At 49.7% G+C, this 23,047-nt stretch carries 22 protein-coding genes; 8 read left to right on the forward strand and 14 right to left on the reverse strand.

Annotation, left to right across the window (positions count from 1 at the left end):
* Positions 1–52: 52 nt before the first annotated feature.
* The 3 genes from KG631_RS08150 to KG631_RS08160 all read right to left on the reverse strand — a co-directional run bounded on the left by KG631_RS08150 (position 53) and on the right by KG631_RS08160 (position 1,577).
* Positions 53–814 carry a Crp/Fnr family transcriptional regulator gene (locus KG631_RS08150; RefSeq protein WP_213997710.1) on the reverse strand — a complete coding sequence of 254 codons (762 nt, stop codon included), beginning with the start codon at positions 812–814 and terminating at the stop codon, positions 53–55.
* A 93-nt stretch (positions 815–907) separates the two neighbouring features.
* On the reverse strand, positions 908–1,219 hold the full coding sequence (locus tag KG631_RS08155) for a BON domain-containing protein (protein WP_213997711.1): 312 nt from the start codon (positions 1,217–1,219) through the stop codon (positions 908–910).
* 25 nt (positions 1,220–1,244) lie between these two features.
* Complete coding sequence (locus KG631_RS08160; protein ID WP_213997712.1) at positions 1,245–1,577, reverse strand: BON domain-containing protein; 333 nt, start codon at positions 1,575–1,577, stop codon at positions 1,245–1,247.
* A gap of 168 nt (positions 1,578–1,745) precedes the next feature.
* On the opposite strand from KG631_RS08160, the gene KG631_RS08165 reads away from it, so the two are divergent.
* Complete coding sequence (locus KG631_RS08165; protein WP_213997713.1) at positions 1,746–1,892, forward strand: lmo0937 family membrane protein; 147 nt, start codon at positions 1,746–1,748, stop codon at positions 1,890–1,892.
* A 46-nt stretch (positions 1,893–1,938) separates the two neighbouring features.
* Positions 1,939–2,598, forward strand: a complete 660-nt coding sequence (locus tag KG631_RS08170; protein WP_213997714.1) for a GGDEF domain-containing protein — start codon at positions 1,939–1,941, stop codon at positions 2,596–2,598.
* Between the two features lie 14 nt (positions 2,599–2,612).
* Here the strand turns inward: KG631_RS08170 and KG631_RS08175 are convergent, their stop codons facing one another.
* From KG631_RS08175 to KG631_RS08185, 3 genes are all read right to left on the reverse strand, one after another.
* Positions 2,613–4,550 (reverse strand): alpha/beta fold hydrolase, encoded by a 1,938-nt coding sequence (locus KG631_RS08175; protein WP_213997715.1) that lies wholly within the window; start codon positions 4,548–4,550, stop codon positions 2,613–2,615.
* Positions 4,551–4,653: 103 nt separating this feature from the next.
* Positions 4,654–4,902, reverse strand: a complete 249-nt coding sequence (locus KG631_RS08180; RefSeq protein WP_213997716.1) for a GNAT family N-acetyltransferase — start codon at positions 4,900–4,902, stop codon at positions 4,654–4,656.
* A gap of 5 nt (positions 4,903–4,907) precedes the next feature.
* Complete coding sequence (locus tag KG631_RS08185; RefSeq protein ID WP_213997717.1) at positions 4,908–5,168, reverse strand: hypothetical protein; 261 nt, start codon at positions 5,166–5,168, stop codon at positions 4,908–4,910.
* Positions 5,169–5,272: 104 nt separating this feature from the next.
* Here KG631_RS08185 and KG631_RS08190 point away from each other — a divergent pair, with 104 nt between their 5' ends.
* Positions 5,273–6,526, forward strand: coding sequence for a divalent metal cation transporter (locus tag KG631_RS08190; RefSeq protein ID WP_213997718.1), 1,254 nt, complete (start codon positions 5,273–5,275; stop codon positions 6,524–6,526).
* Between the two features lie 22 nt (positions 6,527–6,548).
* Here the strand turns inward: KG631_RS08190 and KG631_RS08195 are convergent, their stop codons facing one another.
* From KG631_RS08195 to KG631_RS08205, 3 genes are all read right to left on the reverse strand, one after another.
* Complete coding sequence (locus KG631_RS08195; protein WP_213997719.1) at positions 6,549–7,889, reverse strand: hypothetical protein; 1,341 nt, start codon at positions 7,887–7,889, stop codon at positions 6,549–6,551.
* Between the two features lie 378 nt (positions 7,890–8,267).
* The gene (ilvN, locus tag KG631_RS08200; protein ID WP_097110667.1) at positions 8,268–8,759 is read right to left on the reverse strand and encodes an acetolactate synthase small subunit; all 492 of its coding nucleotides are present in this window, start codon (positions 8,757–8,759) and stop codon (positions 8,268–8,270) included.
* A gap of 1 nt (position 8,760) precedes the next feature.
* A complete protein-coding gene (locus KG631_RS08205) occupies positions 8,761–10,500 on the reverse strand; it encodes an acetolactate synthase 3 large subunit (RefSeq protein WP_213997720.1) in 1,740 nt (579 codons plus the stop codon).
* Positions 10,501–10,806: 306 nt separating this feature from the next.
* On the opposite strand from KG631_RS08205, the gene KG631_RS08210 reads away from it, so the two are divergent.
* Entirely contained in the window at positions 10,807–11,652 is an 846-nt protein-coding gene (locus tag KG631_RS08210; RefSeq protein ID WP_213997721.1) for a tetratricopeptide repeat protein, read from the forward strand.
* A gap of 9 nt (positions 11,653–11,661) precedes the next feature.
* Positions 11,662–12,876: a methyltransferase gene (locus KG631_RS08215; RefSeq protein WP_213997722.1), complete on the forward strand. Its 1,215-nt coding sequence runs from the start codon at positions 11,662–11,664 to the stop codon at positions 12,874–12,876.
* A 14-nt stretch (positions 12,877–12,890) separates the two neighbouring features.
* On the opposite strand, the gene KG631_RS08220 is transcribed toward KG631_RS08215, so the two are convergent.
* From KG631_RS08220 to speA, 3 genes are all read right to left on the reverse strand, one after another.
* The gene (locus KG631_RS08220) at positions 12,891–13,820 is read right to left on the reverse strand and encodes an acyltransferase (RefSeq protein WP_213997723.1); all 930 of its coding nucleotides are present in this window, start codon (positions 13,818–13,820) and stop codon (positions 12,891–12,893) included.
* A complete protein-coding gene (locus KG631_RS08225) occupies positions 13,820–14,713 on the reverse strand; it encodes an acyltransferase (protein WP_213997726.1) in 894 nt (297 codons plus the stop codon). The genes KG631_RS08220 and KG631_RS08225 overlap by 1 nt, the downstream gene beginning before the upstream one ends.
* 236 nt (positions 14,714–14,949) lie before the next feature.
* On the reverse strand, positions 14,950–16,836 hold the full coding sequence (speA, locus tag KG631_RS08230; protein WP_213997740.1) for a biosynthetic arginine decarboxylase: 1,887 nt from the start codon (positions 16,834–16,836) through the stop codon (positions 14,950–14,952).
* 135 nt (positions 16,837–16,971) lie between these two features.
* Between speA and speE the strand changes: the two genes are divergently transcribed.
* Entirely contained in the window at positions 16,972–17,835 is an 864-nt protein-coding gene (speE, locus tag KG631_RS08235; RefSeq protein ID WP_213997748.1) for a polyamine aminopropyltransferase, read from the forward strand.
* A gap of 124 nt (positions 17,836–17,959) precedes the next feature.
* Positions 17,960–18,412 carry a DUF4124 domain-containing protein gene (locus KG631_RS08240; protein WP_213997754.1) on the forward strand — a complete coding sequence of 151 codons (453 nt, stop codon included), beginning with the start codon at positions 17,960–17,962 and terminating at the stop codon, positions 18,410–18,412.
* Positions 18,413–18,536: 124 nt separating this feature from the next.
* Here KG631_RS08240 and KG631_RS08245 read toward each other — a convergent pair whose 3' ends face one another.
* Positions 18,537–21,401 carry a TonB-dependent receptor gene (locus KG631_RS08245; protein ID WP_213997770.1) on the reverse strand — a complete coding sequence of 955 codons (2,865 nt, stop codon included), beginning with the start codon at positions 21,399–21,401 and terminating at the stop codon, positions 18,537–18,539.
* Positions 21,402–21,659: 258 nt separating this feature from the next.
* The gene (locus tag KG631_RS08250) at positions 21,660–22,292 is read right to left on the reverse strand and encodes an OmpA family protein (RefSeq protein WP_213997777.1); all 633 of its coding nucleotides are present in this window, start codon (positions 22,290–22,292) and stop codon (positions 21,660–21,662) included.
* Positions 22,293–22,519: 227 nt separating this feature from the next.
* Here KG631_RS08250 and KG631_RS08255 point away from each other — a divergent pair, with 227 nt between their 5' ends.
* Entirely contained in the window at positions 22,520–23,032 is a 513-nt protein-coding gene (locus KG631_RS08255) for a DUF4124 domain-containing protein (RefSeq protein ID WP_213997784.1), read from the forward strand.
* Positions 23,033–23,047 lie beyond the last annotated feature (15 nt).

Consider the following 23,047-nt stretch of genomic DNA (forward strand, 5'->3'; position numbering starts at 1 on the left):
TGTTTAGGGGGTGGTTTTAGCAGCTGGCAAGGCAAACTAGCGGGGGCTCAGGTCATTTTCGGATATGCGCTAACTTGTTTAATGGCAACAATCGGTCGGTTTCGGACTTGACGACCCGATAGCATTCACAGCTGAGCTGTTCCAGTTTCGGTCGGTCGGTCACGAGGATATGGCCGCGACTGTAATCAATTACGCCTTTTTTATGTAAGCGGCCGGCAGCTTCAGTGACACCTTCCCGTCGTACCCCGAGCATATTGGCGATCAGCTCCTGGGTCATCACCAGATGATTGTCTTTTAAGCGGTCCAGCGACAGCAACAACCAGCGGCAGAGCTGCTGATCAATACTATGATGCCGGTTGCATACGGCAGTCTGTGCCATTTGCGTAATCAAAGCTTGTGAGTAACGCAGCATTAAATGCAACAGCTCGCCGTGGCGGTTAAACTCATCTTTCATTCGCTGGCCCAGCAAACGGTAAGCGGAGCCGGCACTTTGTACTATGCCCCTGCTGGTCGTGCTTTCGCCACCCATAAACAGCGCTACGCCGACTAACCCTTCAAAACCGACCACCGAAATTTCGGCTGAAGAACCATTTTCCATCACGTACAGCAGCGAGACAATGCAATTAGTTGGAAAATACACATAACGCAGTACATCACCGGACTCGTACAGCACTTTACCCAGCGGCATCTCCACCAATTCCAGGTGCGGAAATAACCGCTGCTGTACTTCCTCAGATAAGGCATTGAGCAGATGGTTATGCTCGGGGCGAGGTTGCAGCTCAGCAGCATGCTGTTGCAATGCCAATTGTGGCATAAGACGATCCTTATCGTTGTGTTGACAGGTTATCAGTATAGTTGAGCAAATTGTTAACTCTGTGCGGCAACGTACATATAGCTAAAAGTAATATTATTTAATTTGCATAGCATTTTTAACGGAGGTAACGCCTGTTACTCCACGTGCTACCCGAATGGCAGTGCTAATATCTTCTGCGGAACTGACAAAGCCACTTAACTGCACCTCGCCTTTAAAGGTTTCGACATTAATTTCAGTCACTTTCAGTGATTCCGTATTGAAAATAGCCGCTTTAACTTTAGTCGTGATTACCGTGTCATCAATATACTCACCGGTACCTTCACGGGTGGCGGTGGCACCGCAGCCAAGTAGTGCAATGCAGCAAACGCTTACAACCAGCATAGTGAAAAAAGTTTGTGCTTTCATAATTAAAACTCCTGTTAGTTATAACCTAATTGGCGCTGCCTGAAGTAGCCACTTCAAGCTCATTGTTAACAATCTTAATGCCCGCAACTTGCTTCACTATTTCGCTGGCACGTTTTTTATCCTGAACTGAGGCAACAGTGCCGCTCAACGTTACTTGGCCCTGGTTGGAAACCAGCACATTGATATCACTATGCTCAAAAGCGGCATCACGTTGAATAGCGTCGTTAATAGTGGTTTGCAGGCTGCCATCCTGCAACCGGTCATTCTGACCGGCTGTTGCTGAACCGGCGTCGCAGCCGGTTAATGCCAGCAATGGCAGGGTTAATATCAGGGCGCACAAGGCATGATGGGTTTTCATAAGCTAGTCCTCGGTTATTTGAGCATGCAGTGTACAGCACGGTTTGTTGTTGCTCTGTGCGTTAGCGCACCGTGGCAAAAGATAAATAGCTATGTGTGGCAGCGCACATACAGCAGTACAGTAACCCGGTATAGTCAGGCTCTTTGGACAGTTAACAGGGAACACGTTATGTTAGAAACCATTATTGTATTGCTACTTATTTTATGGGCACTGGGTCTGGTGTCGTCGTACACCATGGGTGGCTTTATTCATATTTTACTGGTGGTTGCGCTGGTGGTCATCGCCGTCAGACTACTCCGCGGTCGCAGGTTGTAAGCCCGATAGAGTAGCGAGCAAAGTGCAGAGGAAAGTGGAGAGGACTATGGGCAGCAAACCGAATAGCATCAGCCATATTGGCAGTGCGGTGCCGGCGGGCAGCAATATTCTGCTTTCTCCAAGACGCAGCTACAACGAGCTGGAACAAGCGTTACGGCGAGCTGAGCAGCTGACTGAGCGTACACTGGTCGAACTGCTTGCTCTGCAACAGCAACAGCAGCAGGCCAGAGACAGCGACACCACGGATAAATCACAAATGCAGCGTCAGCTGCACTTTATGATTAAGCAGGGCCAGCGCCATGAGAAACGTTTCGCTTTACTGCTGGTAGAGCTTGATCATTATCAGCAAATTCTGGCCCAGTATGGTGCGGCGACTGCCCGGCAGATTGTCGAGTTAGCCCTGGCCAGAATGACCGGCGTTATTCGCGAGTGTGACAGTATCAGTCAGCAGGGCGAGGGCCAGTTTTTACTGCTGATTACCGATGTAACCCGTATTTATGATGTGGTCTTGGTAGCCGAAAAACTGATGCAGAAGCTGGCATTACTCAATGGCATTTGTCCAGAGCAGCTGGGTATAGAAGTAAGCATTGGCATCAGCCGTTTTCCGGAAGACGGTAATGAAGCAGGATTACTGGCTGAACGAGCCGCCGCAGCGATGCGTTATGCACAGCGCCGTGGCGGTAATCAGTTTTCATTTTTACGTTAACAACAGTAACTGGTTTATAAGTACTGTTTTAAAAACTTCAGATACGCTTGCTGCGCGCTTATCCGGTTCGACTTTTTCAAAAAGCCATGGCCTTCATCATCAAATAACACATACTCTACCGGCACCCCGTTAGCACGAATAGCGTCGACCATTTCATCACTTTCTACCTGCAATACCCGCGGGTCGTTTGCCCCTTGCACCACCAGCACCGGCTTTTTCACCTTATCGCCATGAAATACCGGAGATATCCGGCGCAGCCGTTCGCCATCCACTGCCGGATCGCCCAGCTCAGCATAAAGCGCTTCACGAAATGCCTCCCACCATGGTGGAATACTTTCCAGGGTACGAACCCAGTTGGTCACCCCGAAAATATTAATACCTACCTCAAACTCATCAGTAAAAGCCATCGCAGCCATGGTCAGATAGCCGCCGTAGCTGCCACCAATCACGCCAATCCGCTCGCTTGCCACCCAGTCGAGGGTTTGCAGATACTTTTTGCCGTAAACAATGTCCTGCAAATCATCTTCGCCATGGCGCAGGTCATCCAGATGATAAAAGGTTTTGCCATAACCCGATGAGCCGCGGTTATTTACCGACAACACAGCATAACCGTGATTGACCAGGTGCTGGATCATCGGGCTGTAGCCGGTACGTGACTGACCACCCGGGCCACCGTGGATCCAGATTAATGCCGGCACTTTGGCATTGGGGTTAGCCTGATGTGGCTTGTACAGCAGCGCCGGAATGGTCACATCATCGAAGCTGTTAAACCGGACGACTTCACTTTGCACCAGATGTTGCTCGTCAATGCTGCTATCCAGCGCTTGGGTAAGGCGCTGCGCCTGTGGGCTGCCCAGCTGCCAGACATATAAATTGGATGGACTGTTATCGGCATTTAAATAAAAGCTCAGGTATTTACTGTCGTCAGAGAAGCTGACATTGCGTAAGTCCCCTGCGGGTAACTCAGGTAACTGCAACGCTCTACCACTTTGTAAGTCGGTAATACTGATAACTGTTGATGCATCTGCATTCACCCCTTGCACCCGGTATTTTTTGTCTTCACTGAAATAAATAAAGCTGATATCCCAGTCGGCTTTACTATAGGGCGAGGTGGTCCCGCTTTGCAGGTTATAGCTGTAGGCCGCAACAAATTCACTGTCAGCATTGGCGCCGAATAGCAGCGATTGACTGTCGGGGGTAAACCCGTAAATCTGATGCGAAATATTGCCCTGATGCTCCGTAATTAACAGCGGGCTGGGCTTGTCACTGGCCAGATCAACCAGGAATAAATTATTGTCGGCGTTATTGCGCTCTTTGCTCAGTGCCAGATAGCGGCCATCTTTACTGACCGCGCTGATCCCATAACCATCGTTGTTGCTGAAAACCAGCTGGCGGCTATAGTCCTCACTGTGGTAATGGTACAGGTCGAAAAAGCGTGGGTCGCGCTCGTTGCTGGCAATATAAAAGCTGCCATCGTTATGCCAGCCGGCAAAGTATGCCTTTAGCTTATCACCGGGGGTCAGGTCGCGCACTGTACCGTCGACTTCACGCAGGTACACATGGTTAAGTTCATTGCCGCCCTGATCAGCGGTATACAGCAGCCGGTCATCATTGGGGAACCAGCTGACCGGAAAGGCCGGATCTGTGGTCGACTGGGTCAGTGGCTGCCAGTTGCTACCGTCCATACTGACCCGGTACAGGTTAAACACCCCGCTCTCATCAGAGGCAACCAGCATCGCGCTGGCATCATGGTTAATATCGTTACCAAAATAGGTTTTTGTAGCAAAAAATTGCTCTGCACTGTATTGCGGCACATTAACAGGGGTGCTGGCACTTGCGCTGCTTTGTTCTGATGAAGCAGCTGGCGTGGCGGTATTATTGCAGGCGACCAGCAATATACTGGTTAACAGTACTGTTAATGCAGATAGTATAGAGGTGAGGCGAGTTAACATAAATTTTCCTTTTCAACGTTAATAAAAGCCATCACGACAGCGTTCACTGTGATGCGTTGTTACACTTTGCTGCGTGTTACTACCTTACTGCACCAAAATACGGCTAGTTTAAAAACTTTTTTACGTACCAGCAGCTGGCATAAATAGTTAAGTTTTGCTCGCGGGCCCAGGCCAGGCCGTGGCGCACCAGCTTTTCTGCCAGACCCTGCCCCCGTAATTCAGGTGGCACAAAGGTATTGGTAAAATTAATGGTATTGCCGGCCAGCTGGTAATCCAGTTGTGCCTGCTCGCCATCATTTGCCAGCACAAAACGCTGTTGCCAGGCCTGATGAATAATTTCGTCAGCGGTCATGGTATTTATTCCTCCAGCCAGGGGGTTTGCGGCAACAAATTTAAGTGGCTGACATAGCGTGTTAAATTAAAACTTTGCTGATGCTCAATGACATCAACCATTTCCGGTGCCAGCGCACAGGCGATCAACGCTATGGCATCATCATAGCTGGTGCCGGTCATCCGCAGGCGCATCAGGGTAGCCTTTACTTCGGTTGGATAGTTGTCTGCCAGTTGATTTTCCACTACCTCAAATAACATAGCCTGGTCGAGCTGTTCATCCTGCATGCTGCTACCTTTTATTGTTTAGCCGCGTTGTAAAACTGTTGCTGCATCATAAATTTGCTTAGGCTAAGCTAGCCACCAACAAATAACAATAAGCAGTGTAGACTATGCAAGCTCAGCAACAAGGGTGGCGTGGCCGTTTACAGGCATTAGGCCCGGGTATTTTAATGGCAACGGCCGCTATTGGCGGTTCGCATCTGGTGGCTTCTACCCAGGCTGGCGCGTTATTTGGCTGGCAGCTTATCTGGCTAATTTTACTGGTCAATATCTTAAAGTATCCGTTTTTCCGGTTTGGCGTGCAGTACACGCTTGAGCATAAAGAAAGCTTACTACGGGGCTATCAGCGCAAGGGTAAGGCCTATTTCTACAGCTTTATTGGGTTAAATATTGTTGCGGCCGTTGTCAATACCGCTGGTGTGCTGTTATTAACCGCCAGCCTGCTGCATTATGCGCTGCCCTGGCCGGTAGCCGTACCCCTGCTTTGCGCGCTGATCCTGCTGGTTTGTCTGGCTATTTTGCTACTGGGTCATTACCGGGCGCTGGATAAGGTTGCCAAGTTGATCATGTTACTGCTAACAGTCACTACCGTGGCGGCCGCTATTATCGCTGCCAGTAATGGCGCCAATGCGCCAGTCGAGTTTGTGGGCCCCTCGCCATGGCAATTGGCGATGCTGGGTTTTCTGGTCGCGCTAATGGGCTGGATGCCGGCCCCGATTGAAATTTCGGCCATCAGTTCCTTGTGGCTGAAGGCTAAACTGCGTCAGCAGGCGATTAGCCCTCAGCAAGGCTTGTTTGACTTTAATCTGGGTTATTGGTTAACCGCAGCACTGGCGCTGGTGTTTGTCAGTTTGGGGGCTCTGGTGCAATACGGCTCAGAGCAGAATATTGCGCTGGCCGGTGCCGCCTTCGCCCAGCAGCTTATCGGCATGTACGCCAGTACCATCGGCGATTGGGCCCGGCCTTTGGTGGCATTAATTGCGTTTTTATGTATGTTTGGTACTACTATAACTGTATTGGATGGCTATGCCCGGACCTTAAACGAGTCGTTTATCTTGCTCGGCTGGCAACGGCACGACAGCCGGCATAGCCTGAATATCTGGTTGCTGGTGCAGGCTGCCAGTGGCATGGCACTCATTTTGTTTTTCAGCGCCGCCCTGGGCCCGCTGCTAACCTTTGCCATGACGCTGGCGTTTTTAACCACCCCGGTATTCGCCTGGCTGAATTACAGCCTGATGACTGGGTCGGACAAAGGAACTAACAGTCTGAGTTGGCCGCTAAAAATACTTAGTTGGGCGGGCCTGGTTTATCTGGTGGGCTTTGCCGTGTTATTTTTGGCCTGGTTCAGTGGCATTTTTGCCTGAGAGAGCTGCTAACGCGTGGCGATTAATACCAACGGATATATAGGCTGTCTATCAACTCATCATCGTCATAAGTTGCCTTCACTTCACTGTGATCACCATACAAGGTAAGTTGGCTCAGGCTGTCGAATGCTTCAGGGAAACGCGTCATAAAATCAGCTCTGCTAGCTGGCAAGTCAAGTGAAACCAGTTGTTGTTGAATATCACTGATCGCATAATCAATAGCGATATTGGTTACCGTAAGCCCGACAATTCGGTTGTCATTAATACTTAACGCCAACGCTGGGCCTAACACAATAAGTTCACTGCCATCAGCTAACCGGCTACGATTAAAAAATGCGATAGCCGGCACGGCAAAAGACCCTGCTTCAGTGGCGGTGCCAAGCGTCGTCAGGTGCTGTTTAAGTAATAGCAGCGAGTCGGGTTCTGGTAACTTGAGTTGCAGTTGGCTGGCCATAAATTGTGCTGATGCCAGACTGACATCCACTAACTGCAATTGGTTACTATTAGTTTTCACGTCCAGATAGGACGCAAATTGCAGAGTAATCGCGCTTTGCTCGTTGTGCAGAGCAAACCGATTCTGATCCAGCGGTATCAGCTTATCCTGATAAAATGCTTTGAGCTCAGCTAAGGTGGCTCGACGGCTGAACGTGTTGTCCAGCCGCCAATCGAGTTGTTGAAAGCGTGGATTCTCAACCATACGCTTCTTAATTTCGGCCGACAGAATATTATTGCGCTGGCTAAAAGCAACGGCAGTATTGCCGGCAAACACCACCTGATGTTCCTGGCCATAAATCCAGACAGTGTAATCATTTTGCAGCGTCAACTCAGCGTCGGGCATACCAAATGATGCCTGGATTTGTCCGGGCGTCATGCCGATCTTAGCGCCATAAAACCCCTGTTGTAGTGAAATTGTGTTGACCAGTGGCGGTGCTTCATTATTGGTTTGGTGGGGCTTTACCGGTATTGCAATATCAAATTGCATGGTCGCGCCACCAGACGCTTGCCGGGTTTGGGCTTGCTTGATACCTGCATTGTTATAAGGCGTATAAACGGTAGGTAAGTCCTGATCTTCCTGACACAATGAAATTAATTCTGCGGCGACCCGGTATCTAACTTCGGCGCCGGCATGCCTGATCGTTCTTAGCGATTCACTATTACTAATAACACCCTGAACATCAGTTAAAATAACAGCCTCAGCACTAATGGCTGCAGCTTGCTGGCGAATTTTAACGATAGCGTTTTGCCGTAGGGTTTGTTTGGCCGCCTCGACAACATCATCCCGTGCTACGGTTTTATCAGTGGCTTCGGCTTGCTGCAGTACCTGATACTCACACTTGGGGTAGCTGTTTAATACTGGTGGCAAACTGGCATCCGCATGGCATACCCTGCTAATGGTTATGTTTAGGGCGACGCTGACAAAGAAAAGTACTCGGGCTAACTGCATTGGTACCAACGGTTTCAGAAAAGGATGTCAGCTGAAAGTAGCATTGTCACTGTTTGATGTAAACGCAGCGGCTGGGTTTCTTAAGACATAGATTTGCAACAGGGCTGGAAACTCGCTTTTAGTCCTTAATAAGTGACTAAATCTGGCTGGCTTAACGTTCGGGCTGCAACACTCACCCCGGCTCAGCACAGCAACTCGCTCGCGCTTGCGCGCTCACTCAGACACTCTGTGCCGACCGGAATGAGGTTCCAGCCCTTCCTTAGAAATGTTTAGTTATTTTCGGTATTACTGTTGCTATTAAAGCGCCAGGGTTTTCTCACCGCGGGCGATGCCTGAAACCCCACTGCGCACCACTTCCAGGATCGGCGTGCCGGCTAATGCCTGAATAAAGGCATCCAGTTTATCGCTGGTACCCACTAGCTGCACGGTGTAAGTGCTGGCGGTAACGTCGATAATCTGACCGCGGAAAATATCAGCGCAGCGTTTCACTTCATCGCGCTGGGCGCCGCTGGCTTTAACTTTAACCAGCATCAGCTCGCGTTCCAGATGCGGCGCGTCATTCAGATCGGTTAGCTTTACCACTTCAATCAGTTTATGTAGTTGCTTGGTGATTTGCTCAATTACCTGATCATTGCCATGGGTTACCAGGGTTAAGCGCGATAAAGTCGCGTCTTCAGTAGGGGCCACCGTCAGTGAGTCAATGTTGTAACCGCGCTGGGCAAACAAGCCTACCAGCCGCGCCAGGGCGCCTGATTCGTTTTCCAGCAGCACAGAAATTATATGTCGCATGTTAAGTCCTCTCTGTTTTGCTTAAAAACATCTCATTCATGGCGCCACCCGGAATTTGCATCGGGTACACGTGCTCTTTCGGGTCTATATGAATATCGAGGAATACCAGCTGATCTTTCAGGGCAAACGCCCGTTCCAGTGCCGGCATAAGTTGCTCGGGTTCGGTTACCCGAATGCCAACATGGCCATAGGCTTCGGCCAGTTTGACAAAGTCGGGTAGTGAATCCATATAGGAACTGGCATAACGTGATTCATAGTTCATGTCTTGCCATTGCTTCACCATGCCTAAGTAGCCGTTATTCAGATTGATAATTTTTACCCCGAGGCCATATTGCTTGCAGGTTGATAACTCCTGAATATTCATCTGAATCGAGCCCTCGCCGGTAACACAGACTACATCGGCGTCGGGGTAATTCAGTTTTACCCCCATGGCGGCCGGCAGGCCAAAGCCCATGGTGCCGAGGCCACCGGAGTTAATCCAGCGATTGGGTTTGTTAAAGCCATAATACTGGGCCGCAAACATCTGGTGCTGGCCAACGTCGCTGCAAACAAACGCATTGCCCTTGGTAATTTTGCTTACCTGCTCAATCACATACTGCGGCTTCAATAAAGGTGCTTCGCTGTCGTAGCGGCCACCGTGTACGGCGCGCCACTCGTCAATTTGCTGCCACCATTTTTTCATGGCAGCACTGTCCAGTTTCTTCTTCTTTTGCTGCAACAATTCCAGCATTTCAATCAGTACCGGTTTTACCAGGCCGACAATCGGTATGTGGGCATTGATGGTTTTGCTGATGCTGGCCGGGTCGATATCGATATGAATAATAGTGGCATCGGGGCAGAATTTTTTAGTGTTGTTTGTTACCCGGTCGTCAAAGCGGGCACCAACTGCCAGAATGAGATCGGCGTGGTGCATGGTTTGGTTAGCTTCATAGCTGCCATGCATGCCCAGCATGCCAATAAACTGTTTATCGCTGGCCGGATAACAACCCAGGCCCATCAGGGTGTTGGTAACCGGTAAATTCAGCACTTGCGCCAGTTCAGTTAGCTCGTCCGAGGCGCCGCCCATAATCACCCCGCCACCGGCATACAAAATTGGCTTTTTCGCTGTCAGCAATGCGCTAATCGCTTTTTTAATCTGGCCACTGTGGCCTTTTAGTTTTGGCTGATACGAGCGCAGCTTCACTTCGCTGGGGTAATGGTACGGGAACGTCTGGCTCGGGATGGTCATATCTTTCGGGATATCAATGACCACCGGCCCTGGCCGGCCACTTTGGGCAATGTAAAAGGCTTTTTTAATAATCGCCGGAATATCTTCCGGCCGGCGCACCGACATATTGTGCTTACAAATTGGCCGCGAGATGCCCAGCATATCGGTTTCCTGAAAGGCATCGTCACCAATTAAATGGCTCATCACCTGGCCGGTTAACACCACCATCGGAATAGAATCCATATAGGCGGTGGCAATGCCGGTAACCGCATTGGTCGCGCCGGGGCCGGAAGTAACCAGCACCACGCCCGCTTTGCCGCTGGCCCGGGCATAGGCATCGGCCATATGGGTGGCCGCCTGCTCGTGGCGCACCAGCACATGTTTTACTTTGCTCTGCTGAAATAACGCATCGTAGATATGCAGCACTGCGCCACCAGGGTAGCCATAAAGGTACTCAACGCCCTCATCGGCCAACGCCCGGATAACCATAGCGGCACCCGATAACATCTCGGTTTGTTTAGTTTGGCTTGTCATGGTGTTGTCTCATAGTTTTTATATAGCAAAAGCGTAAGGCCAATGCCGGAAACCGCGCATTGGCTTAATAATTTGCAGCATGCTAACTGATGCTGCCTGTTTGCTACGTGGACGGGTTGTTAACTATGGCGCTCTTGTTGTTGCTTCTTTTGAAGTCGTATTATCTGAACGCTCTGATAATTTACGGGATGTCAGATGCAATGTCGATGGTTTTTTCGGATTTGCCGTCAGCTGTGCTGTGCTTGTAAAATGGCGCACCCGGCCACATAGTACAGCTATTACGGCGAAACACAGGACCTGTTAGTTATGCAAAGCCCCATTGTTGAAGTCAATATCCAGAATGCCCGCGAGGTACTGGAGCAATCGAATAAGCTGCTGGTACTGTTTCAGTTTCATTCGGCTCGCAGTGAAGGCTGCCAGCAGCTGACGCCGGTGTTAACGGCAATAGTGCAAAAATACCCTCAGCAACTCTTACTGGCCCGGGTAGATTGCGACCAGCAACAGGACTTAGCCATGCAGTTTGGCGTGCAGTCACTGCCGACCGTGATGCTGATTAAAGACGGCCGGCCGGTCGATGGTTTTGCCGGGGTTGAAACCGAGCAGGCTATTATGGCCCGGTTACAGCCTTACTTGCCCAAACCGGAAGATGAACTGATTAGCCGGGCAGAGCAGTTTCTGGCTGAGCAAAACCCGGCAGAAGCCTATCCGTTGTTTAAACAGGCACTGGAGTTAGCCCCTGAGCGCGCTGAGCTGAAAGTCTGGCTGGCCGATACCGCCATTAGCCTTGGCCAGTTGCCGCAGGCCGAGACCTTACTGGCACAAGTGAAACTGGCCGATCAGGACAGTGTCTATAAAGCAGTGATGGCCAAATTAGAGTTGGCGCTGGAAGCGGCCGACACCCCGGAAATCCGGGCGCTGGAGCAGCAACTGGCTGCCAGCCCCGATGACAACAGCATTAAAGAGCAGCTGGCGGTACAGTATCAGGCTGCGCAGCGCAGTGAAGAAGCCCTGGCGCTGCTACTCGGTATTTTGCAGCAGGATCTTAACTACGGTGACAGTAAAAAGCTGTATCTGGATATTCTGGCTGCCTTACCAAAAGGCGATGCAGTGGCCAGCCAATACCGGCGCAAGCTGTATAGCCTGCTGTATTAGTGACCGCTGGTGACTGATACTTCCGCGCTGCAACAGGCCTTTGGCAAGTGCAGTGCGCTGCTGCAGCAATACCGGGCTTATTGGCAGCTGGTGCCTTTTGCCTGGCAGCAACTGCCATGGCACAACCCGGCACTTGAGCAAAAGCTGCTAAGTTTGCCAGAGCACGCGTTGGCCGCAATTGACCAGAGCCCGGCATTGCAACAGCAGCATTTTGCTGAGCATTTTGCTGGTTTGGGGCAGCTGGAGCAATATCTGAGCGCGGCCGCTGCTGAATTGCCGGCCACTGAACTGAAGCCGGTGCCGTTCTGGCTGGCCAATGGTATTGGTGGGCGCAAGTTAGCGCAAATTGCCGCCTTTGCTAAGCAATTGCCGCCAAGCCAGTTACCACTGCTGGAATGGTGCGCCGGTAAAGGCCATTTAGGCCGTCTGCTGGCCTGGCAATTTAACCGCTCAGTAACCAGCATTGAATGGCAGCAGCAACTCTGTGTTGATGGGAGTGCTTTGGCCACCCAGTTTCACCTTCCGCAACGCTTTGTCCATGCCGATGTGCTAACGGCGGCAGGCAGCGCCGTGTTAGCACCACAGCAACAGGTGCTGGCGCTGCATGCCTGTGGCCAGTTACATATTCAGTTACTGCAACAGGCCGTTGCCGCAGGTTGTCAGCAACTGAACGTGGTGCCCTGTTGTTATCACTTAATTGCCGACGAGCACTACCAACCGTTATCGCTACTTGGCCGGCAGCATGACCTGGTGCTCAGTCAGCATGACTTAAAACTGGCGGTGCAAGGCCAGGTTACCGCGGGTGCCCGCGTTGCAAAGCTGCGCCATACTGAAGTGCAGTGGCGCCTGGCGTATCAGGCGCTGCGGGCGGATGTTACCGGTGACAGCAGCTACCGGCCACTCTCTTCAGTAGCCAAGCATTGGTTTAGTGGTGAATTTGCTGATTTCGCTCGCTGGGCAGCCGGCCAGCATCAGCTGAGCCTGCCCAAGGCGCCAGACTGGCAGGGCTATTTGGCTCGAGGCACAGAGCATGCTGCGCTGGTGCGCCGGATTGAGCTTGTGCGGCATTTGTTCCGGCGGCCGTTGGAGCTTTGGCTGGTATTAGATCGCGCGCTGTACCTGGAACAGCAAGGCTATCAGGTACAGCTAAATGCATTTTGTGACTACCAGGTAACGCCGCGTAACTTACTGATCCAGGCGACCCGCCAAGCTGTGCCAGCCTGACCAGCCTGTAAACACTAACAGACCAGTTGCTGCGCGGTACTGCTTTGTTGCTCCTGCTGATAAAACGCTTGAATATGCCGATCTTTAGTCTGCCAGCGCTGATTTAACCACAGCTGAAAACGCTCGCGAAAGGCCGGGTCGTTAAAGTAATCGCCAATCACCTGTTCATCAACTGCCAGCACCTCAGCTTTTATTACAATGCGTTTTAGGCGGCCCATCAGCATATCTAACGCCACATGCTGCTGGTTGTCGGGGTAAATTAAGGTTACATCCAGGATAGCAGTAAACTGCTCGCCCATGCTGGCCAGGGTGAAAGCAATACCCCCTGCTTTGGGTGGCAGTAAATACTGAAACGGACTTTTTCTGGCCAGGCGCTTTTGCTCGGTACAGCGACTGCCTTCGACAAAATTAATTATGGTCGTGGGTACCGTTAAAAATTTGGCACAGGATTTCCGGGTGGTAGCAATGTCCCGGCCTTTTAAATGCGGGTATTTAGCCAGGGTTGCCGCACTGTATCGTTTCATATAGGGCATATCGAGCGCCCAGCAGCCCGTGCCTAAAAATGGTATCCACTTTAACTGGTCTTTTAAGAAAAACTTGGGCTCAGGAATAAGCTTATGCGCAAAACCGCTGACCACCGGAATATCCAGCCAGCTTTTGTGGTTGGCAATCAGTAAATACCAGCTTTCCCGGTCCAGGGTTTGCTCCCCACTGATTTGCCAGTCGACATCGTTAAACAGATTAATCAGGCTGGTATTAACGATGGTCCAGCCCCGAAAACAACTGCGACCGGCCATTGCCAACACTCGGTGGACATTTTTAAAGGGTAGCAGCAGTTTAAAAATGCCAATAGGGGTGACGACGATCCCCCAGAATGCCAGGTTCAGGGCAAAGCAGCTAAAACTGACGGGTAACAGTAACCAGCCGGGCAAAAAACGTAACATCAGCCTACTCCTTTTTGCGCTAATGCGGCCAACTCCTGATCTTTATGCTGCCATAACTGGTTTACCCACTGCTGAAAGCGCTCGCGGTAAACCGGATCGTTATAGTCGCCGATCAAATCGTTGGTGATCGGTAATACTTTAATGTTTACTGTTATATCACGAACTTTACCTGAAATATAATCCCAGAAACTGGGGATCCCCTGCGGATAGTAAATAGTGATATCCAGCATTTTATGCAGTTGATTGCCCATGGCCCCCAAGACAAAAGCGACACCGCCGGCCTTAGGTTTTAACAGGCGGCGAAACGGTGATTGCTGCAAGTCATGCTTTTCTTTGGTAAAACGGGTGCCTTCAACAAAATTCATAATAGTAGTGGGTTTGAACTGAAATTTACGACACGCCTTGCGGGTAGTTTCAATATCTTTGCCTTGTAAATGCGTGTTTTTCTTCAAAAAACTTTTGCTGTACCGTTTCATAAATGGGAAATCGAGTGCCCACCAGCAAATGCCCAGCAGCGGCACATAAATCAGCTCTTTTTTCAGGAAAAACTTAATAAACGGAATTTTGCGGTTAAAAATATTCTGCAGCACCAGAATATCGGCCCAGGATTGATGATTAGCTAAAATAAGGTACCAGTCTTTACTTGAAAGCTGCTCCAGCCCCTGCACATTCCAGCGAATACGGGTAAAAATGGCGGTGGTAAAGTTATTTACGCTGATCCAGGCGACGGCACAGGCATCCAGCAAATAGGTCATCCAGCTTTGCCAGCGGGTCACCGGCGGCAGCTTTAATATTGCCAGTATTACCACCGGTACAAACCAGAACAGGGTGTTGAAAAAATACAGTAATACAGACAATACGCCAACAATGGGCTTGGGTAAAAAAGATAACATAGCGCACCTGATCATTTATACCCGTCCTACTTGAAGTTGCAGCGGTGTTGGCTACGTTCACTCACCCCAATCACATAGTTTGCCTATGTTCATGGGGATTCGCTCACTTGCCGCCTACCTGCATCTTCAAGTTGTTTGGGTATAGTACTGCCGCTACTGGCAACACGAATTAAGTTAAAGACAAACAGAGCAGCCATGGGCTGCTCTGTACTTGTCCGATCAGTGGCTATTCTAGCTTAATCTTCGAAATAGGTATAACCATAAACGCCGGATTTCAGCTCATCCAGTAAGGCGTCTTTCTGTTCGACAGTCATATCCAGTTTAGCCAGCTGTTTACTGTACGACATTAGCAGTTTCGTGGCATCAAACTGCACATAACGCAGCACATCGGCAACGGTATCGCCCTTGATGATGTTGGTTAATTTATAACCACCATCATCGGTCAGTTCAACATGCACGGAGTCGGTGTCGCCAAACAGGTTGTGTAAGTCACCCAGAATTTCCTGATAGGCACCGACCATAAACATACCCAGCAAGTATTGCTCATCTTCTTTATACACCGGCAGTGGCAGGCTCGACTCTATACCATTACCATCGGCGTAGCTCTTCAGCTGGCCGTCTGAGTCACAGGTAATATCCTGAATAATTGCCCGATGGTCCAGTGGTTCCAGCATCCGTTCTAACGGCATCACCGGAAACAACTGGTCGATCCCCCAGGCATCTGGCATTGACTGAAATAAAGAAAAGTTAACGAATAACTTATCAGCCAGCTTTTCATTCAGCTCGTCATGAATAGCCCGGTGCGAGCGTGCCGATAAATCGAGGTTGGCCCGCACTTTATTGATGGTGGCAAAGTAAATTTGCTCCAGCAGCGACCAGTCTTGCAGCGTCAGTAAGCCATGCACATACTGGGCGTGAGCATCGGTAAAATAGTGAATGGCATCGTGGTAGGCTTCTACTGCCGAGCGTGGCGTCACATTCTGATAGGCTTCCCATAACCCCAAAATAACGGTAGGTGCGTCTTCACTTGGCTCAGGCAAATTGACCAGGCCCGGCGCCCGCTCTATATCAATCGCATCGGTCACCAGTACCGCATGGTGTGCGGTCATCGCCCGACCTGACTCAGTAATAATATTCGGGTGCGGCAGGTCGTATTCATCGCATACTTCTTTCAAGCCATTTACCACATTGCGGGCATATTCCATCATGGTGTAGTTCATCGAGCAGGCTGAACGTGATTTCGAGCCTTCATAGTCGACCCCTAAACCGCCACCGACATCAACGGTGGTAATAGGCACACCTAAAGTACGCAGCTCAGCATAATGGCGGGCACATTCGCGAATAGCGTTATGAATATCGCGGATATTGGCAATTTGCGAGCCAATATGAAAATGGACCAACTGCAATAAGTCGAGCTTGCCTGCGGCACGTAACACATCAATCGCCTGCAATACCTGAGTAGCCGTTAAACCAAATTTGCCTTTTTCACCGCCGGTATTCTGCCACTTGCCTTTGCCGACCGAGTTTAGACGAATGCGAATACCAATCCGTGGTGCTGCGCCTAAATTATCAATTTCCCGCAGCAGGGTTTTCAGTTCAGACAGCTTTTCCACTACCACATATACCGTATGGCCCATCATCTGGCCAATAGTCGCCAGGCGCAGGAACTCGCTGTCTTTGTAGCCATTACAGACAATTTGTAACGGTTTTTCAGTAACGCCCAGAATAGCCATCAGTTCAGGCTTGCTACCGGCTTCCAGGCCAACTTTGCCACTCTCGTGGCTGATTAACCGTTTTACGACCGAGAACTGCTGGTTAACCTTTATCGGATAAACCGCGGTATATTTGCCCTGATAGTCTTTTTCGGCTTTAGCATTTCTAAATGAGGTAATCAGAGTATCAACCCGGTGCTGCAAAATATCAGTAAAGCGCACCAGTACCGGTAGGGTCAGGCCTTCTTCTTTAAAGCGGTTGGTCAGCTCAGGAAAGCTGATACCGGCTTTGCTATGATCCTGATCCGGATACGCAATTAAGTTGCCATCCTGGTTCACATCAAAATAGCCTTCACTCCATACGGCAACGTTATAAATAGAACGTGCTTTTTCAATACCCCAATCAGCCATTACGATTCCTTAAAAATTTCTGTGTCAGATAGTGTAAAGCCTATGCCGGCAAGCTGCAGCAAAAAACGATAAAAATTTGTTTGTTGCCGCCCATACAGGCAAAATATGCGACCTATACGTTTAAGGGGGATAAAGATGTCAGTATTTGATGACAAAAAGTGGCTAACCGAAGTGTTTGCCGACAGTGGCAGCGTCTTTGGTCTGGCCATTACCAGAAAACTGGATGAAGTGCAGTCGCCATTCCAGAAAATAGCGATGTACGAAACCAGCCATTTCGGTAATTTGATGGTGATTGACGATGTAATAATGCTCAGTAGCCGCGATAACTTTTTGTATCATGAAATGTTGAGCCATCCGGTGTTATTTACCCATCCTAACCCAAAGAACGTGGTGATTATTGGTGGCGGCGACTGCGGCACCCTGCGGGAGGTGTTGAAACACCCCGGCGTTGAAACAGTCACCCAGATTGATATTGATGAGCAGGTTACCCGGATGGCAGAAAAGTACTTTCCGGAACTATGCGCGTCGAACAACGACCCCCGGGCCACGCTGCAATTTGCTGATGGCATAAAGTTTATGCGCGAAGCGCCGGCTGACTCTGTCGATGTCATTATTGTTGATTCCACCGACCCTATTGGTCCGGGTGAAGGCCTGTTTAACCGGGCGTTTTATGCCAGCTGCTTACAAGCATTGCGCCCGGGCGGTATTCTGGTGCAGCAGAGTGAGTCGCCGTTAATTCATATGCCGCTGCTGTCGGCGATGCGCCAGGCAATGAGCGATGCTGGCTTTGCCGCACTGCAAACGCTTAATTTTCCGCAAATGGTTTACCCGTCAGGCTGGTGGACGTGCACTTTAGCCCGCAAAGGCGCAGCCTTTAATGGTTTCCGGGAAGCTGATGCCCTGCAGGCTCCTTTCGATACGGAATATTACAACGTTGACGTGCATAAAGCGGCCAGCGCGCTGCCAAACTTTATGAAAAAAGCGTTGCAAACTAACTAAATTAAGCTTTGGAGTAGACTAAGCGGCTGAATGCCAGCTGAAAGCAAAAAATAAATAACAAACAAGGCTTGCTAATTTGGCAAGCCTTTTGTACATTTATTGCTCATAAAAAGGGTGAAGTAATATGAGATACTTGTCGTTATTGTTTTTTGGGGCGTTTTCAGCGCAAGCGACGGTGTATAAATGCGAAACGAATGGCGGTGTTGAATTCAGCCAGTTTCCATGTGCCACGGATGCTGAAGCAGTAGATATGCGGCCAGTCGGTACTGCTTTGTCAGGTACGCCCGGTGAGTTTCGGCAACAGGTCGATGCAGTAAAACGCAAAAGTCGTTTTGTTGAATTTCAAATTGCAAAACTGGAGCAAGAAAAAGAACAGTTGTTAGAAGAGCTGAAGGCAGAACAATATAAACTCAGACGTAGTTTCCCGCGGGCGGAAGAAGTTACGGCCATTGCTCAGAAGATAGAACGTACTGAACAACGTTATGCAGAGCGGATCAGCACTGAAAAAGCAACATTAAGAGGGTTGCAGGCCCAAGTGGTAACCCTGGAGCGGCAATACGCCAAAGCAGCTAATTAGTTCATGTAAGCCCCTGACATATCAAAACCCGCTGTTTAGCGGGTTTTTGTATTTAAACAGTATGTTAGCAAACCTGCACCGCAATCATAGGGTCTGCTGGCGAAGCGAACTCCGCCAGCATGATTTACAGGGTAAATGAAGCGCGCAGATACCAAAAACGGCTGCCTGGCATATCATAGGTTGAAGGGTCATAGCCATTCAATGAGCAGGACAGACAAACCGGTGGTTCTTTGGCAAATACGTTATTGACCCCCAGGCTTAATTGTAAGCCAGACAAGATCTTGTCGGTGGTCCAGCTCAGTTGCACATCATGGAAGGTGGTACTACCCAGCTTGTTAAAGCCGTTTTGGGGATTATCCCTACAGATGGCGAAACTGGCTGCATCACCACAACTTTCTACCAAATCACTGGTATATCGCATGGTCCAGCTTACCCGCCATGCTTCATAGCTCAGGTTAGCTGCCAGGTTGCTGCTCCATTCCGGAATACCGCTGTCATTCACTTCAATGCCGACCGTTTTCGGTTGGGGCTGACCATTGGCATCAAGCACCGTGTAATCGTCCACAAAGGTGGTGCGCCAGTTAACGCTCAGTTGGCCATAATCGGCCGCAGGCAGCAACCAGTTAACGTCAAAGTCGAAACCAGAGGTGTCAATCTGGCCGATGTTAGTCAGCACATTGTTAAAGCTATTGATGGCCCCAAAACTATTACGACTGATACCGTTGCAGAAGTTATCATCCAGCGTCTGCACACAGAGATTGAGCTGGGTTTGCGCATCCACTGCCTGAATGGCGCCTTTTAGCTCGTGCTGGTACCAGGAAACACTGATATCCATTCTTTCTGACCAGCTTTGTTGTACTGCAAACTGCGGACTGTAAACGGCACCGAGGTTGTAGCTGGTGGACGTTTCCGGCGCCAGATCACGGTTACCACCGGTGATAACACCAATTTGCGGATTTGGTTGCTCGTAATCTGCCGGAACGCCCAGCGTGGCACAATTAGCACTAATTGCGCTGTTTACCGGTGCCGAACAGGGATCAGAAATCACCGCATCGAAACCGCTGGCAGAACCAAAGAGTTCTCCGATATTTGGCGCCCGGAAGCCTTCAGACCAACTGCCGCGCAACAGCATTTCATCGGATATCAGCCAGCGGACGCCGATTTTGCTGGTAGATTCGCCACCAAAAGTAGAGTAGTCCGAGTAACGGCTGGCCAGGCTCAAATCCAATTGCTCAGCCAGTGCCGCATCCCGCAGCAACGGTACGCTTAGCTCCAGGTACAGCTCGTTGACATCCAGTGAGCCCGCTGTTGGTAGCGACACGACACCGTTATATTCCCCTGAAACAGTTAACCCATCTGGATTATACTCACCAGTATATTTACGGAATTCCCAGCCACCGGCAAAGCTTAACGGGCCGGCTGGCAATTCTGTAATGTCGCCGGTTAAATTAACCGAATAAAGGCTGAGCTTGTTTTCACTACTGTCACGGACAATCGGCTGAATATAGCTGAGCATATCGCTGCTGATACTGCCTTCACCAAAAATATCCAGTGGCACACAGTTTGGATCAGCCTGACATGCTGCCAGCGGGCCCAGGGCCGTTGACAGTCGGCGGGCGTTGTAGCTACCGAAGTTATCCTGACGGGCACGGTTGGTGCTGTAAGCGGCATTAATATCCCAGAAAATAGGCTGACCACTGGCCATAAACTGGCCTTCCATACCGGTTGCTACGTAGAATGTATCCACCTTCTGTTCAAAGCGTCGCGCACCCCCTTCCAGTGGCCGGCGGCCTGCCAGAGCCATATTGGCACCTGGTCCGGTGCTTATCAGGTCAAAACCAAAGGGGTTGTAGGGGTTGTCTGCGGCGATGGTAATGTTGTCAGCCCAAAAGTTGGTTGGTGCTGCAGTACCAATAAAGAAAGGTTCTGGTGCAGCCTGATTGACGCTGTTACGTTGGTTATATAAAGCCCGCAGATACCAGCTGGTATCATCAGCTAACTGATAAGTTTGCTGAGTATAAAGCGACATTCGCTTATTAGGGGTTTGCAGTAAGTTATAGGTGGCAAAATTGAAACGGTCATCGTTAGTAAAGCAGTGAAAATCATCAGTGCGGTCACAACTGTCGCCCAGCGTAGGATCGTAGGTTGGGCTGGTGACGCCGGCATTAGGCACTAAATCTAGCGCTGCGCCAGTGTTAGGGTCAGTAAAAATAAAGCGGCCACCTGGTATGGCAGCACTTCCAAGCGCTACCCCGGTGCCTGGCACGGGAACGTTGGAGCGGTCACGATCACTGGCATTGACTTCTTCCTGCTCGTTGTAACTGGCAGCGACAAAATAACTGTGTTTATCATTACTGCCGCCAAAGCTCAGTTCAAAATCCATGTTATGGCCATCACCCTTGGTGAATTGGCCTACCCGGCTGCTAAAACGGGCTTTATCGTCAGTCTTGCGGGTAATAATATTCACTACGCCGGCGATGGCGTCTGAACCATAGATGGAAGACGCACCATCTTCCAGTACTTCAATCCGGTCAACAATGGCCAGGGGAATCGTGTTTAAGTCGACGACACCGCCAACACCTGAGGCTGAGCTTTCATTTACCCAGCGAATACCATCGACGAGCACCAGTACGCGTTTGGCACCAAGATGCCGTAAGTCGACTGTGGTTGCGCCAGCGCCAACACCGCCGCCATCAGGCGGGAAACCGAAATTACCGCTGGAGTTGAACTTGGTATTCAGTGCCGAGCCAGATGCTGTGATGTTCTGAATAATGTCACCAATAGAGGAGAGGCCTGAGCGGTCAATAAAATCCCGATCCAAAATCTGAACCGGACTCTTTCCCTCCAGTTCGGTTTGTTTGATCCGGCTGCCGGTAACTTCTATCCGCTCAACATTGGCGCCCTCTGCCTGTTGTGCCTGTAGCTGTGGGGCATTGATTAGTAACGCTGTAGTGATGGCAAAACTTAAGGTTGAATATGACATTCGCATAAAGCTGTTCCTTGTTGTAGTTGTTTTAAAACCTGAATCAGCGATAACTTCGGGTACAGCTTTAAAGCCCGGCCTGCTTCAGGCTTAGCGCACTTTGAGTAAGATTTTGTTGTCATATAACAGACAAACAGCAACAGCATAGCTAACAACGGCCATTTTGTAAAAATAATGCAAAATCAGTGAAGTATCTGGTGTAATGTTTTTTTGACGTAAAAAAAAGAGCCTTTCGGCTCTTTTTTAAGTGGCATTGATGTAGTGTTATTCAACTATTGGTTCTATATGAATTTCTACCCGGCGGTTTTGGGCCCGGTTAGCATCTGACGTGTTCGGTACAGCCGGATAATTCGGACCATAGCCCTGAGTCTCCAATCGGATTGACTGAACATTCTGTGCCATTAAATAATTTTTAACAGCATCCGCCCGCGCCATTGATAAGTTCATATTGTACTGGTATGGGCCGGTATCATCGGTGTGGCCGGCAATAACTAACATGGTTTTTTCATAGTCACGTAATACTTTGGCAATATCATTAAATACCGGATACAAATTAGATTTAATGTCAGAACGGTTAATATCAAATGTAAGTTGGGCCGGAATATCCAGTTTTAATATATCACCATCGCGGATAACTTTTACCCCAGAGCCACTAAGCTCTTCCCGCATGGCTTTTTCCTGATTATCCATATAGCTGCCAACTGCCGCCCCTGCCAGCGCACCAACTGCAGCGCCGATCACTAAACGCTTGTCTTTATGGTTGCCGGTCGCTTTACCCGCAATAGCGCCAGCTACCGCACCAATAGCGGCGCCTTTAGTGGCATTGGTCTGATTAGCGCAGCCGGCTAATATCAGACTGGCGGCGAGGGTAGTAACTGCAAAAGACATCAACTTCATAACGTTCTCCTTAGAATTATCAGCTGAGCATAGCACTGTTCTCTGAATTGCTGCTGAACTTAATTAATTACTTAAGTGTGTACTTTTTCTTTACGGTTTTTGTAAAAGCTGTCATGTAGACTTAATGTAAATAGAATTCCCTTTCCCTGTATTTTTGGGTAAGGTAAGCAGGTTTTAGGTAGCAAGAATGGCTGCCAACTGTTTAGGGATAATCAGGACATATTGTAATGATAACTATAATTCGTTGTTTTTGTTTATTGTTAGTTTTGGGGTTAAGTACGGAAGTTAATGCCAGCGTATTTAAATGCACGGCAACAGATGGCAGCGTCGTATTTCAGGGCTCACCCTGCATTACCGGTGACGAGGCGCAAATTGATATGTTGTTCGGAGAGCGGGAAGCGCATGAACCTATGGCATTGCTGACTGGTAGCTGGTGTGAACTTGGCACGTCAAAAGTACTGGATGGCACGGTATACCGGGACGAAACCCTGAGTAAAACCTGGGTATTTGCCGAGCATAAGATGACCCAGCATATTCAGCAAGGCCAGCGCCAGGACACCTTTAATTACAATATCCGGCAGCAGACAGGCAACTTTGTCATTGATCATCCGGCTTTTGGCAGCGGCCAGGTCAGTTGGCGTGTGCGGCGGCATACCGGGCAGGAGCTTGTTATTGCCGCTTACGGCAACTTTACTCACCTGACTGCCGGCGAGTGTGATGTTGCCGTGGTCCGCAATTAAAAAATTATAGACATG

It is taken from the genome of Arsukibacterium sp., assembly GCF_018402695.1.
GTDB lineage: Bacteria > Pseudomonadota > Gammaproteobacteria > Enterobacterales > Alteromonadaceae > Alishewanella.